This window comes from Actinomyces sp. oral taxon 448 str. F0400, assembly GCF_000220835.1.
Classification (GTDB): domain Bacteria; phylum Actinomycetota; class Actinomycetes; order Actinomycetales; family Actinomycetaceae; genus Actinomyces.
In genome coordinates this window covers 1,851,714-1,865,223 of sequence record NZ_GL985606.1, presented here as the reverse complement: position 1 = coordinate 1,865,223, position 13,510 = coordinate 1,851,714, and the positions used below count along the sequence as shown (strand labels likewise).

At 69.9% G+C, this 13,510-nt stretch carries 13 protein-coding genes; 12 read left to right on the top strand and 1 reads right to left on the bottom strand.

Annotated elements, in window-relative coordinates:
* Nucleotides 1–136 precede the first annotated feature (136 nt).
* Together efp and nusB are read left to right on the top strand one after the other, a co-directional pair.
* Nucleotides 137–700 carry an elongation factor P gene (gene efp, locus HMPREF9062_RS07955; protein WP_009749579.1) on the top strand — a complete coding sequence of 188 codons (564 nt, stop codon included), beginning with the start codon at nt 137–139 and terminating at the stop codon, nt 698–700.
* 8 nt (nt 701–708) lie between these two features.
* Nucleotides 709–1,254, top strand: a complete 546-nt coding sequence (nusB, locus tag HMPREF9062_RS07950) for a transcription antitermination factor NusB (RefSeq protein WP_009749578.1) — start codon at nt 709–711, stop codon at nt 1,252–1,254.
* Nucleotides 1,255–1,656: 402 nt separating this feature from the next.
* Here the strand turns inward: nusB and HMPREF9062_RS12920 are convergent, their stop codons facing one another.
* Nucleotides 1,657–1,998 (bottom strand): hypothetical protein, encoded by a 342-nt coding sequence (locus tag HMPREF9062_RS12920; protein WP_156789995.1) that lies wholly within the window; start codon nt 1,996–1,998, stop codon nt 1,657–1,659.
* Here HMPREF9062_RS12920 and HMPREF9062_RS07945 point away from each other — a divergent pair.
* The 10 genes from HMPREF9062_RS07945 to coaBC all read left to right on the top strand — a co-directional run bounded on the left by HMPREF9062_RS07945 (nt 1,997) and on the right by coaBC (nt 13,475).
* The gene (locus HMPREF9062_RS07945) at nt 1,997–2,365 is read left to right on the top strand and encodes a hypothetical protein (protein WP_156789994.1); all 369 of its coding nucleotides are present in this window, start codon (nt 1,997–1,999) and stop codon (nt 2,363–2,365) included. The genes HMPREF9062_RS12920 and HMPREF9062_RS07945 overlap by 2 nt on opposite strands.
* Before the next feature lie 128 nt (nt 2,366–2,493).
* Nucleotides 2,494–3,111, top strand: a complete 618-nt coding sequence (pyrR, locus tag HMPREF9062_RS07940) for a bifunctional pyr operon transcriptional regulator/uracil phosphoribosyltransferase PyrR (RefSeq protein WP_009749576.1) — start codon at nt 2,494–2,496, stop codon at nt 3,109–3,111.
* The gene (locus HMPREF9062_RS07935) at nt 3,108–4,112 is read left to right on the top strand and encodes an aspartate carbamoyltransferase catalytic subunit (protein ID WP_009749575.1); all 1,005 of its coding nucleotides are present in this window, start codon (nt 3,108–3,110) and stop codon (nt 4,110–4,112) included. Before pyrR ends, HMPREF9062_RS07935 begins: the two co-directional genes overlap by 4 nt.
* A complete protein-coding gene (locus HMPREF9062_RS07930) occupies nt 4,109–5,419 on the top strand; it encodes a dihydroorotase (RefSeq protein WP_009749574.1) in 1,311 nt (436 codons plus the stop codon). The genes HMPREF9062_RS07935 and HMPREF9062_RS07930 overlap by 4 nt, the downstream gene beginning before the upstream one ends.
* A 1-nt stretch (nt 5,420) precedes the next feature.
* Nucleotides 5,421–6,689, top strand: a complete 1,269-nt coding sequence (carA, locus tag HMPREF9062_RS07925) for a glutamine-hydrolyzing carbamoyl-phosphate synthase small subunit (protein ID WP_009749573.1) — start codon at nt 5,421–5,423, stop codon at nt 6,687–6,689.
* 1 nt (nt 6,690) lies between these two features.
* Nucleotides 6,691–10,038, top strand: coding sequence for a carbamoyl-phosphate synthase large subunit (gene carB, locus HMPREF9062_RS07920; RefSeq protein ID WP_009749572.1), 3,348 nt, complete (start codon nt 6,691–6,693; stop codon nt 10,036–10,038).
* Complete coding sequence (pyrF, locus tag HMPREF9062_RS07915; RefSeq protein WP_009749571.1) at nt 10,035–10,964, top strand: orotidine-5'-phosphate decarboxylase; 930 nt, start codon at nt 10,035–10,037, stop codon at nt 10,962–10,964. The genes carB and pyrF overlap by 4 nt, the downstream gene beginning before the upstream one ends.
* 34 nt (nt 10,965–10,998) lie before the next feature.
* On the top strand, nt 10,999–11,574 hold the full coding sequence (gene gmk / locus HMPREF9062_RS07910) for a guanylate kinase (RefSeq protein ID WP_009749570.1): 576 nt from the start codon (nt 10,999–11,001) through the stop codon (nt 11,572–11,574).
* 93 nt (nt 11,575–11,667) lie between these two features.
* Entirely contained in the window at nt 11,668–12,078 is a 411-nt protein-coding gene (gene rpoZ / locus HMPREF9062_RS07905; protein WP_034253972.1) for a DNA-directed RNA polymerase subunit omega, read from the top strand.
* 62 nt (nt 12,079–12,140) lie between these two features.
* Nucleotides 12,141–13,475: a bifunctional phosphopantothenoylcysteine decarboxylase/phosphopantothenate--cysteine ligase CoaBC gene (coaBC, locus tag HMPREF9062_RS07900; protein WP_009749568.1), complete on the top strand. Its 1,335-nt coding sequence runs from the start codon at nt 12,141–12,143 to the stop codon at nt 13,473–13,475.
* The last annotated feature ends 35 nt before the right edge of the window (nt 13,476–13,510 follow it).

Sequence of the window (13,510 nt, the reverse complement as noted above, 5' to 3'; positions counted from 1 at the left end):
CGCAGCCGACGAGCTCGTCCTCGTGACCGGCCTCGCAGGCGGGCGCGAAGGTCGCGCGCGGAGCCCGCGGTAGACTCGCGTCGTTCCAAGACTCTTCCAGTTCTCAACAGTGTCCCCAACAGTGAGGAATCCTCTCGTGGCAACGACGAACGACCTGAAGAACGGCCTGGTGCTCAACCTCGAGGGCCAGCTGTGGCAGGTGGTCGAGTTTCAGCACGTCAAGCCGGGCAAGGGTCCCGCGTTCGTGCGCACCAAGATCAAGAACGTCATGTCGGGCAAGACCGTCGACAAGACCTTCAACGCGGGTCTGAAGATTGAGACCGCCACCGTCGATCGTCGCGACATGCAGTACTCCTACAGGGACGGCGACGGCTTCGTCTTCATGGACCTGACCTCCTACGAGCAGACCTACGTGACGGCCGAAACGGTCGGCGACGCCGCTGACCTCATGCTCGAGGGTCAGGACGTCATCGTCGCCTTCCACGACGACGACGTCCTGTTCATCGAGCTGCCGGCAGCCGTCGTCCTGACGATCTCTCACACCGAGCCCGGTCTGCAGGGCGACCGCTCGAGCGCCGGCACCAAGCCGGCCACGCTTGAGACCGGTGCCGAAATTCAGGTCCCGCTGTTCCTCAACACGGGGGATAGGGTCAAGGTCGACACCCGGTCGCGTTCCTACATCAGCCGGGTTACCGACTGACCGACACGATGGCTGACGATACGGCTAGTACCGGGCGGGCAGGCGGAGCCTCCGGATCGGGGAGCGGGAGTAGGCACGCTGTCACCGCCCGGACCAAGGCGCGCCGCCGCGCCGTCGAGATCCTCTTCGAGGCCGACCAGCGCGGCCTGCTGCGCTCCGGCGACGGTGAGGCCGGGTCGGGCGCGTCCAACCCGACTGGGGCCGCCGAGCGCCTGCGCGAGTTCGCGGCCGAGCGCGCTGTCCACTCCGCCAACCACACCGAGGCTCCCGCCTACACTCGCACGATCCTCGCCGGGGTGGCGGACCACCTAGCGGAGGACGATGAGATCCTCGAGACCTACGCTCAGGGCTGGACGCTGGCGCGCATGCCGGCGGTTGACCGCGCGGTCGCCCGGATCGCCACCTGGGAGATCGTCTGGAACGACGAGGTTGACGCCCCGGTCGCCATCAATGAGGCCATGACGCTAGGGCGTATGCTGTCGACCGACGACTCCCCGAGGTTCCTCAACGGTCTGCTCGGCCGCATCGGCGATCTGGCTGACACATTGCGCTGAACGTCGCACCCGGCGACGGGGTCCCGCCGGCGCCTTGGACCGCGTTACCGACGACGTCGGGCGGCTCACTGACTGCCGGCCGATCACTTTTGCTGAGCTCCTGATCGCCTATGATTGACTAGCGCCGGTCGCCGCCCGGGCAGTGGGCCCCATCGACGTCACGAGGTCTCCGTCTAGGCTGAGGGCGTGACCACGTTTCAGTTCCGGCCTGTCCGCGGCCGTCCTGGCAGCGATCCGCGCACCGCCCGTCCCGATGCGATGATGTCTTGGGGTGTCCGCGGCCGTCCGCTGGCCGTTGGATTTTGGTGCACGGCTGCGCTCGACGCCGACGGCGGGCCCGCCGCTGCCGGTCCGTCCGCCGTGAAGCTTCCGGAGAGCTGAGAGCATGAGCCAGTACCCGCCTTACCAGCCCGGCCCGTACTCCGATCCGACCGCCTCCTCGCACTCCGGCGGATCCCAACGGCCCCCGTATGCACCGGGTTCGCCGTACGGGCCGGGCGGCGCGCCGTTCATTCCACCGCCGGTGTTCGTCATTCCACCGCCGAGTCCCGAGGAGACTGCGAACAGGAGTCGTAGAACCACTCGGGGCCTGGCCCTGGGAGGGGTGATCACCGGTGTCGTCTCCGAGACGGTGCAGCTGCTCACGGTGCTCTTGTTCTTCGCCTCTGTGAGCACGGGGTCGTCGAGGTCCTCCGGGGCCGGGTCCACCGATGCGGTCGCCTTCTGGTTCGTGATAGTGGCCATGAGCATCATGGTTCTGCCGTGGCTCATCGGCATCTTGTGGGCCACATCCTTCGGTTTGTCCCTGGCGGCGTGCGTGCGGGTTTATTCGGACTCCTCCCCGCAACCCGCCCACTGGGACGGGGCCAGGTCCGTCACCGGCGCGCTTCTGGCCGTTTCCGTCCTCCAGGGGGCGCCGGCCGTCACAGTGGTGGTCGTCGTCATGAGCGCTGTCGACTACCTGGGCTGGAGTAGGAGCGATCCGGCGGTGATCGGATTGGGGATCGGGCTCGTCTGCGCTCTCGCCCTCCTCATCACCCACGCGGTCCTCATCGCCAAGATTCGTTCGCTTGCGGACAACGCGTCCGACCCGCGGGTCCCCTACGCCTGATGAACGTCCGGCAGTCGCTCAACAGGCACGCGGTGAACGCACCCGGCGGGCGGGTGGCGCGCTATTATCGCGCTGCCAGACATCCTTGAAGCTCGTCCAGTGAGGCGAAGAAGGAGGTCCACGTCACCGTGGCCGACAAGCAGCCCACCGGGAAGCGGATCCTCGGCGCAGCCGAGATCCAGCGCTCTCTCGTCCGCATCGCTCACGAGATCGTCGAACGCAATCGGGGCGTTGACGACGTCCTCCTCCTGGGTATCCCCTCGGGCGGCGTCCCCCTGGCCAGCCGCCTCGGCGGAGCCCTGACCGTCGCGCTGACGGAGGAGGCCGCGCTGTCCGGCTGCCGACCCCCCGCCGCCTCGGTCCCCGTCGGAACGCTGGACATCACCATGTTCCGTGACGACCTGGGTCGCCACCCCATCCGCGTTCCGCAGCCCACCCGGATCCCCGGCGGCACGCTCGAGGGACGCACCGTCATTCTGGTCGACGATGTCCTGTACTCCGGACGCACCATCCGTGCGGCACTGGACGCCCTGGGCTCGGTCGGGCGTGCCGATGCCGTCCAGCTCGCGGTCCTGGTCGACCGCGGCCACCGCGAGCTGCCGATCCGCGCCGACTACGTCGGCAAGAACCTGCCGACCTCCCGCACCGAGACGGTCGTCGTCTCGCTGACCGAGCTCGGCGCACCCGCCGACGCCGTCACCATCCATGATGTCACCGGCGCCCGGGACGAGGAGGCCGCCCGGTGAAGCACCTGCTGTCCGCACAGGATCTGACTCATGAAGAGGCCGTCATGATCCTCGATACCGCCGAGGCCATGGCCGCCACCCAGCGTCACGCCGTCAAGAAGCTGCCCACCCTGCGCGGCAAGACCGTCGTCAACCTCTTCTTCGAGGACTCCACTCGCACGCGCCTATCCTTTGAAGCCGCCGCCAAGCGTTTGAGCGCCGACGTCATCAACTTCTCCGCCAAGGGGTCGAGCGTCTCCAAGGGCGAGTCGCTCAAGGACACGGCCCAGACGATCATGGCCATGGGGGCCGACGCCGTCGTCGTGCGTCACCGCGCGTGCGGGGCCGCCCACCTGCTCGCCCACGCCGGTTGGATCGACGTCCCCGTCCTCAACGCGGGCGACGGCACTCATCAGCATCCCACGCAGGCGCTCCTGGACGCCATGACCCTGCGTCGCTGGTACGCGCCCGGCGGCCCGGACTCGGGCGCCGCCCGCGCCGGGGACGGCACCCCGGCGCCGCAGGGACGCGATCTCGCCGGGGCGAGGGTCGTCATCGTCGGGGACGTCCTCCACTCCCGCGTGGCCCGTTCCAACGTCGCTCTGCTGACCACTCTGGGAGCCCGGGTCACCCTCGTGGCCCCGCCGACTCTCCTGCCGGTCGGCATGGATGAATGGACCTGCCGGGTGCGCTACGACCTCGACGCGGCCATCGAGGAGGTCGAGCCCGACGCCGTCATGATGTTGCGCATCCAGCGCGAGCGGATGAGCGCCGCCGGGGGCGGCTTCTTCCCCAGCCCGGCCGAGTACTCGCAGGCCTACGGTCTGAACCTTGCGCGTCGCGCGGCCATGCCGTCCCACGCCATCGTCATGCATCCCGGTCCGATGAACCGCGGCCTGGAAATCACCGCGGAGGCCGCGGACGACCCCCGCTCACGCGTCATCGAGCAGGTCGGCAACGGTGTGTCGGTGCGCATGGCCGCTCTCTACCTCCTCCTGGCCGACGAAGGGAATCAGCTGTGATCGCGCACCTGCTGACCGGAGCTCGCCCCTACGGCGAGTCCGCCGCCGACATTCTGCTGGTCGACGGCATTATCGCCGCCGTCGGCCCCGACGCCGCCGCCCGGGCTCCGGACGACGTCCACCGCTATGACGCGGATGGCCTGGTGGCTCTGCCCGGCCTGGTCGACATCCACACCCATCTGCGCGAGCCCGGCGGTGAAAGTGCTGAAACCGTCTTCACCGGTACCCGGGCCGCCGCCGTGGGCGGGTACACCGCCGTGTTCGCCATGGCCAATACCACTCCCGTCCAGGACAACGCCGGCGTCGTCGAGCAGGTTCTGAGGCTGGGCCGCGAGGCGGGCTGGGTCGACGTTCATCCGATCGGCTCCGTGAGCGCCGGTCTGGAGGGCCGGCACCTGTCGGAGATGAGCGCCATGGCGCACTGCGCCGCCCGGGTCCGCATCTTCTCCGACGACGGGCGGTGCGTGGCCGACCCCGTCCTCATGCGCCGCGCACTGGAGTACGTCAAGAGCTTCGACGGGGTCGTCGCCCAGCACGCTCAGGATCCCCGCCTGACCGAGGACGCCCAGATGCACGAGGGCGTCGTCTCCGCCGAACTGGGGTTGCGTGGTTGGCCGGCCGTGGCCGAGGAGTCGATCATCGCCCGCGACGTCCTGCTGGCCCAGCATGTGGGATCCCGCCTGCACGTGTGCCATCTGTCGACGGCCGGAAGCGTCGACATCGTCCGCTGGGCCAAGGCTCGCGGCATCGACGTGACTGCCGAGGTCACTCCGCACCACCTGCTGCTGACCGACGAGATGGCGCGCACGTACTCGCCCCTGTACAAGGTCAACCCGCCGCTGCGCACCGCCGAGGACGTCGAGGCCGTGCGTCGAGCGCTGGCCGACGGCACCATCGACGTCGTCGGCACCGACCACGCTCCTCACCCGCTGGAGGACAAGGACTGCGAATGGCAGGCCGGCGCCTTCGGCATGACGGGGCTGGAGACAGCCCTGCCGGTTCTCATCGAGACCATGGTGAGCACTGGGCGCATGAGCTGGCGCGACCTCGCTCGGGTCATGTCGAGCGCGCCGGCCCTCATCGGGCGGGTGGACGACCAGGGGCGGGGCCTGGAGGCGGGCGCCCCCGCTAATCTCACGCTGATCGACCCCGACGTGCGGCGCACCGTCGACGGCCGGGCGCAGTGGACGCATTCGGCCAACACCCCCTACGCGGGCATGCGGCTTCCCGGTCAGGTGCGGGCCACCTTCCTGCACGGCCGGGCGACCGTGCTCGACGGGGTCCCGATCCGCACGCGGGAGGCCTGAGATGCCGATTGCATCCGCTGCGCGCACGGCGCCGGGATCGCGGCGCTCCCAGACCCGCGGAAAGGCTCTGCTAGTCCTGGAGGACGGCTACGTCCTGCGGGGCGCGGCTTACGGCGCCGCGGGGCGCGCCGTCGGGGAGATCGTCTTCAACACCGGCATGACCGGCTATCAGGAGACCCTCACCGACCCGTCCTACCATCACCAGATCGTCGTCATGACGGCCCCGCACATCGGCAATACCGGCGTTAACGACGAGGATCGCGAGTCGGGGCGCATCTGGGTCGCTGGCTACGTCGTGCGCGATCCGGCGCGGCGCGCCTCGAGCTGGAGGTCGCGTCGGGAGCTAGAGGACGAGCTGGCTGACGCCGGCGTGGTCGGCGTCTGCGAGGTCGACACTCGGGCGCTGACCCGGCATCTGCGCGAGCGCGGCGCCATGCGCGCGGGCATCTTCTCCGGGGCGGCCCTGCCCGCCGGCGCCGATGATCCGGCGGGACCGTCCGCAGCGGCCGTCGACATCTGCCTGGACGCCGTGCGCGTCTCGCCCCCCATGGCCGGTCAGGCCCTGGCCGGCGAGGTCAGTACGCGCGAGCACTACGTCGTCGAGCCCTCGGGACGCTTCGAGGGGCGCGAACCCGTGGCCCGGGTCGCCGCCATCGACCTGGGCATCAAGGCCCGCACCCCGTGGCAGTTGGCAGAGCGGGGCGTGCGCGTCCACGTTTTGCCGCAGACCACGTCTCTGGCCCAGGTGCTCGCCCTCGGTCCTGACGGCGTCTTCTTCTCCAATGGGCCGGGCGACCCGGGCGCCGCGACAGGTGAGGTCGAGCTGCTGCGCGGAGTTCTGGACGCCGGCATCCCGTTCTTCGGCATCTGCCTGGGCAACCAGATCTTCGGGCGGGCGCTGGGCTACGGCACCTATAAGCTCGGCTACGGCCACCGCGGCGTCAACCAGCCGGTGCTCGACCGCGCCACCGGACGCGTCGAGATCACCGCGCACAATCACGGCTTCGCCGTGGACGCGCCCATCGACGCCCCCAGCACGGCCCCCTACGACTCGGGCCGCTACGGGCCCATCGAGGTCTCTCACGTCGGGCTGAACGACGACGTCGTCGAAGGGCTGCGGGCCCTGAACATGCCGGCCTTCTCCGTGCAGTTCCATCCCGAGGCGGCCGCGGGCCCCCACGACGGGGAGCACTTGTTCGACCGGTTCATCGAGCTCATGGTCTCCCACCGGGACGGTACGGCTCCCGAGACGACCCAGGAGGCGCACTGACATGCCGCTGCGTCCCGATATCCGCTCCGTCGTGGTCATCGGCTCCGGGCCGATCGTCATCGGCCAGGCCTGCGAGTTCGACTACTCCGGTACTCAGGCTTGCCGTGTCCTGCGCGCAGAGGGCATCCGAGTCATCCTGGTCAACTCCAACCCGGCGACGATCATGACCGACCCGGACATGGCCGATGCCACCTACGTTGAGCCGATCACCACCGAGGTGCTCGCCGCCGTCATCGCCAAGGAGCGCCCCGACGCTCTCCTGCCGACCCTGGGCGGGCAGACGGCGCTCAACGCCGCCATGGGCCTGGTTGAGGCGGGCGTCCTGGAGCGCTATGACGTCGAACTCATCGGGGCGAGCGCCGGGGCCATCAACGCCGGCGAGGACCGCGACGAGTTCAAAAGCGTCGTCGAGCGCTGCGGCGCCGAGGTGGCCCGCTCCATCATCGCCCGCACGATGGTCGAATGCCACGAGGCCGTCGAGTCGCTGGGCGGTTATCCAGTCGTCGTGCGCCCCTCCTTCACCATGGGCGGGCTCGGCTCCGGCATCGCCTTCGATGAGGAGGACCTTACCCGCATCTGCGGGCAGGGTCTGGCGGCTTCGCGCACCACCGAGGTGCTTTTGGAGGAGTCCATCCTGGGTTGGAAGGAGTACGAGCTCGAGCTCATGCGCGACAAGGCGGACAACGTCGTCGTCGTGTGCTCCATCGAGAACGTCGACCCCGTGGGCGTCCACACCGGCGACTCGGTTACCGTCGCCCCCGCTCTGACCCTGACCGACCGTGAGATGCAGCGCCTGCGCGACATCGGCATCGCCGTCATCCGCGAGGTCGGGGTGGACACGGGCGGATGCAACATTCAGTTCGCAGTCGATCCGACCACCGGACGCGTCATCGTCATCGAGATGAACCCGCGCGTCTCGCGCTCCTCCGCTCTGGCCTCCAAGGCCACCGGCTTCCCGACCGCCAAGATCGCGGCGCGTCTGGCCGTGGGCTATACGCTCGATGAGATCCCCAACGACATCACCGGTTCGACGCCGTCCTCCTTCGAGCCCGCCCTCGACTACGTCGTCGTCAAGGTTCCGCGTTTCGCCTTCGAGAAGTTCCGCGGCGCGGACCCGACGCTGACCACCACCATGAAGTCGGTCGGCGAGGCCATGGCCATCGGCCGGTCGTTCACCGAGGCCCTCCAGAAGGCGGTGCGCTCGCTCGACAAGAAGGGCACCGTCTTCCATTGGGACGGTCGGGCTCCCGACCCCGAGGAGACCGCCGCCCTCGTGGAGTCCCTGCGCACGCCCACCGAGCATCGACTGGTCGATCTCCAGCAGGCGATCCGCGGCGGCGCCGAGGTCGATCAGCTCTTCGAGGCCACGAGGATCGATCCGTGGTTCCTCGACCAGATGCTTCTGCTCGAGGAGATCGCTCTCGAGGTCCGCCGCGCCGATGCCCTGACCGCCGACCTCCTGGTCCGGGCCAAGCGCCACGGCTTCTCCGACATCCAGATCGCCGCCCTGCGGGGCATTGGCGAGGACACGGTCCGCGAGATCCGCCACGCGTACGGGCTGCGCCCCGTTTACAAGACGGTCGACACCTGCGCGGCCGAGTTCGCCGCTCGCACGCCCTACCACTACTCCTCCTACGACCTGGAGACCGAGGTCGCACCGCGCACGCGCGAGGCCGTCATTATCCTGGGGTCCGGCCCCAACCGCATCGGCCAGGGCATCGAGTTCGACTACTCCTGCGTGCACGCCACCATGGCGCTCGCCGAGCGCTACGAGACCGTCATGGTCAACTGCAATCCTGAGACGGTCTCCACCGACTACGACGTTTCCGACCGGCTCTACTTCGAGCCTCTGACCTTCGAGGACGTCATGGAGGTCTACGAGGCGGAGAAAGCGGCCGGGCCGGTGGCCGGCATGATCGTCCAACTCGGCGGTCAGACCCCGCTGTCGCTGGCCGCCAGGCTCATGGCTGCCGGCGTGCCCATCGTGGGAACGAGTCCGGAGGCCATCGACGCCGCGGAGGACCGGCAGGTCTTCGGCGTCGTGCTGGAGCGGGCCGGCCTGCCCGCGCCCGCCCACGGAACCGCCCGTTCCGACGAGCAGACGCTGGCCGTGGCCGGGGAGATCGGTTTCCCCGTCCTGGTGCGTCCCAGCTACGTCCTGGGTGGGCGCGGCATGGAGATCGTCTACGACACCGACGGCCTGGACGACTACCTGCGTCGTGCGGGCGCCGAGCCGGGGGGCGCCTACGGGGCGGGTCCCCTGCTAATCGACCGCTTCCTCGATGACGCCGTCGAGATCGACGTCGACGCCCTGTACGACGGCACCGAGCTCTTCCTCGGCGGTGTCATGGAACACATCGAGGAGGCGGGCATCCATTCCGGCGACTCCGCCTGCGTGCTGCCGCCGATGACCCTGTCGGATGCGGAGATCGCCCGTATCCGCCGTTCCACGCTGGCCATCGCCGAGGGCGTGGGCGTACGGGGCTTGATCAACATCCAGTTCGCCCTCATGAGCGATACGCTCTACGTCATCGAGGCCAACCCGCGGGCGAGCCGCACGGTGCCCTTCGTCTCCAAGGCCACGGGCGTTCAGCTCGCCAAGGCGGCGGCTCTGCTCATGGCGGGCCGTTCCATCGCCTCGCTGCGGGCCTCGGGGCACCTGCCCCGGGCGGACGCGGGCCGCACCGACCCCGACGACCCGATCGCGGTCAAGGAGGCCGTCCTGCCCTTCAAGCGCTTCCGCACCCCGGTCGGCCGGGTCGTCGACACCGTCCTGGGCCCGGAGATGCGCTCGACCGGCGAGGTCATGGGCTACGACGTCGACTTCCCCCGCGCCTTCGCCAAGTCGCAGGCCGGCGCCTACGGCGGCCTTCCCGGCGAGGGCACGCTGTTCGTTTCAGTCGCGGATCGGGACAAGCGGGCCGTCATCCTGCCGGTGGCCCGCCTGGCCGAGCTGGGTTTCACCATCCTCGCCACCACGGGCACGGCCCAGGTGCTGCGTCGCAACGGCATCCCCGCCACGGGCGTGCGCAAGGTCAGCGAGGGGCGGGGGGCCCACGGCGAGCAGACGATCGTCGAGCTCATCGAGTCCGGCGCCATCGACATGGTCGTCAACACCCCCAGGGGGCAGGGGGCTCGCGCCGACGGCTACTCGATCCGGGCCGCCACGACGAGCGCCGAGCGCCCCATCATCACCACCGTCCAGGAACTTCAGGCGGCCGTTCAGGCCTTGGAAGCGCAACTGCGCGGGCCCTTCGGGGTGCGCAGCCTTCAGGAGCACGACGCCGAGCGGGTCTCCCGTCTGCGGAGAGCGGTTGAGGGCGCTGCGACGCAGCGGGCTCGGGCATGAGCTCCGCCGACGTCCGCGGAGGAGTCCGAGACGAAGATGAAAGGGCGAGGGACGTCCCGGGCACGCTGCCCTTCGGAGCTGCCCTGGCCCGGGCCATGGATTCCCACGGCCCGCTGTGCGTGGGAATCGACCCGCACCGTGCGCTGCTGGAGGCCTGGGGCCTGCCGGACACGCCGCAGGGACTGAGGGAGTTCGCCCTGCGCACCGTGGAGGCTCTCGGCGGCAGGGTCGCGGCCGTCAAACCGCAGTCGGCCTTCTTCGAGAGGCACGGGGCCGCCGGCATCGCGGTTCTGGAGGAGACTCTGGCCGCCCTGCGCGCAACCGGAACCCTGTGCGTCCTCGACGTCAAGCGAGGTGATATCGGTTCCACCATGAGCGGTTACGCCCAGGCCTACCTTACCGACGGCTCTCCGCTGGCCGCTGATGCCATCACGGTCTCGCCCTACCTCGGGCTCGGCTCGTTGGCCCCGGCGCTGGAACTGGCGGAGAGCAACGGGCGCGGCGTGTTCGTGCTGGCTCTGACGTCGAATCCGGAGGGCTCCGACGTCCAGCACGCCGTCATGCGCACGACGGCGGGGGAGTGGTCCGTCGCCCGGGGTATCGTCGAGGGCGTGGGCGCTCTCAACGAGTCGGCCCAGCGTGCCGGGGTGCTCGGCAGCGTCGGTCTTGTCATCGGTGCGACTGTCGGTGGCGCCGTGGCCGAGCTCGGCATCGACCTGCGGTCGGCGGGGGGCCCGCTACTGGCGCCGGGCGTCGGAGCGCAGGGGGCGGGGGCCAAGGAGCTCGCTGAGGTCTTCGGCGACGCCCGGCACCACGTGCTCGCCTCCACCTCGCGCGGCGTGCTGCAGGCGGGACCACACGCCCCGGCCTTGCGGGCGGCTGCGCGGGTCGCGGCCCAGCAGGCCCTCCTGGCGCTGCGGGGCTGACCGCCGACGCGAACGCTTGGGGCATCATACGGGCATGGCAGCCTCCCCGGTCCCGTCCTCCCGTCTGACCGTTCTCGCCGGTCCCACAGCCGTGGGCAAGGGCACGGTCGTCGCCGAGCTGCGACGCCGTCACCCCGATCTGTTCGTTTCGGTTTCGGTGACCACGCGCCCGCCCAGGCCGGGTGAGGTCGACGGTGTGCACTACTACTTCGTGTCCGACGCGGAGTTCGACGAGCTGGTCGCCGAGGGGCAGATGCTGGAGTGGGCCCTGGTTCACGGGGCGCACCGTTACGGCACACCCCGCGAACCGGTTCAGGCCCGGCTGAACGACGGTCGCCCGGCCCTGCTCGAGATCGACCTGGCGGGAGCCCGGCAGGTCCGCCGTTCCATGCCCTCGGCCCAGCTGGTCTTCCTCATGCCGCCGAACTGGGAGGCGCTCGTCGCGCGCCTGACCGGTCGCGGCACGGAGAACTCTCGCGAGCAGGAGCGCCGTCTGGCCACCGCGCGCATGGAGATGGACGCCGCCGGGGAGTTCGATCACCTCATCGTCAACGACACCGTGGCACGTGCCACGGATGAGCTCGAATCTCTCCTGGGGCTCAAAGGTTAGACTGGCGCGGCTACCATCAGCACTGATACGTCAGTCATCACGTCATCCGGACGCCGATTGAACGTCGACGCACGGGAAAACGGGGAGAAGCTCATGCTCGGAACCTCTGCACAGCCCGAGGGCATCACCAACCCTCCGATCGACGACCTGCTCGAGAAGGTCGACTCCAAGTACGGGCTCGTGGTGGAGGCCGCCAAACGCGCACGCCAGATCAACACCTACACCCAGCAGCTCGAGGACAACCAGTTCGAATTCTTCGGCCCGCTGATCGAGGCCGACGCCGGCGAGAAGGCGTTGAGCATCGCTCTGCGCGAGGTGTCCGAGGACAGGCTCCAGGTCATCCCGGGGGACGAGGCCCGCACCCGCCGCGCGGAGGCTGAGAAGGCGCGGCGCGCCGCGGAGGAGGACATGTTCTCCGACATCCCCCTGGACACTGCGCCGGCCGGAGGCGACGAGGCCGTCGAGGGCCCCGCCTCTACGAACCTCGACGAGATCCAGTTCTGAGCGCGCACCGCTCGGATGACGCCGCCCCGCGGGCGCGGGGCGGGACTTCGCGTTCCGGGTCAGTGGAGCGGCAGACGGGGGCGCGGAACGTCATCGTCGGCGTGTCCGGATCGATCGCCGCCTACAAGGCCCCCTCCGTCATCCGATTGCTGCGCCGGGAGGGGCATGAGGTGCGCACGGTCGCGACCGAGGCCGCACTGCGCTTCATCGGGGCCCCGGCCCTCGCCGCCGTCACCGGACGCCCGGTGAGCACAGGTGTCTTCGACGATCCTGCAGCCGTCGAGCACGTGGAGATGGGGGAATGGGCCGAGCTCGTCGTCGTAGCGCCGGCGTCCGCGGACCTGCTGGCCCGTCTGGCGGCCGGCCGGGCCGATGATCTGCTGACCGCGACCATTCTGATGACGACCGCCCCCGTGGTCCTCGCACCCGCCATGCACACCCGGATGTGGACCAGCCCCGCCACCGAGGAGAACGTGGCCACGCTGCGCCGTCGCGGTGTCAGCGTCATCCCTCCGGACGCGGGGCCTTTGACAGGCGGCGACTCGGGAGCGGGACGGCTGCCCGAGCCCGGGCGCATCGTCTCCGCCGCCCTCGCAATTCTCGGCGCGGCGGGCGATGCGGTGCCTATCGCTGATGCGGCCGGCTCTGCGGCGGGGTCCCGCCCGCCGCAGGATCTGGCCGGACGCGCTCTTGTCGTCAGCGCCGGCGGCACGCGTGAGCCGCTCGACCCCGTCCGCTTCCTCGGTAACCGCTCCTCCGGCCGCCAGGGCTGCGCCATCGCGGCGGAGGCGGCGCGTCGTGGGGCGCGCACCGTCGTGGTCGCCGCCAACGTGGACGCCCATGTTCTGGCGGGGCTGGAGCCCGAGGGGGTTCGTGTCATTCCCGTCGGTACCGCTCTCGAGCTGGGCGAGACCGTGCGCGGCGAGGCGGCCCAGGCCGATGCCGTCATCATGACCGCGGCCGTGGCCGACTATCGGCCCGCGACTGTCTCCGCCTCCAAGATCAAGAAGCGGGGCATGAGTCGGAGCCCTGATTGTGGAGCGACTCCGGCCCGCCGTGTGATCGAGCTCGTGGAGAATCCGGACGTCCTGACGGGGCTCGTGGCCGACCCACCTCGACGGGGCCTGCTCGTCGTCGGTTTCGCCGCCGAGACCGGGGATGCCGCCGGAGACGTGCTCGCCCATGGAGCCGCCAAGGCGCGCCGCAAGGGCGCAGATCTGCTCGCTGTCAACGCCGTCGGAGCGCGCACCGGCTTCGGTGACGTTCCCAACTCCGTCGTGGTCCTCGATTCCGACGGAAGAGAGGTCGTCCGGGCGGCCGGTTCGAAAGCCGAAGTCGCCCGAACGCTCGTCGATCTGGTCGCCCGAGTCCTGGACGCCCGCGTCCAGGACTCATGAGGCTCCGGCGCCGACGAGCGTTGAATGTCTGAACT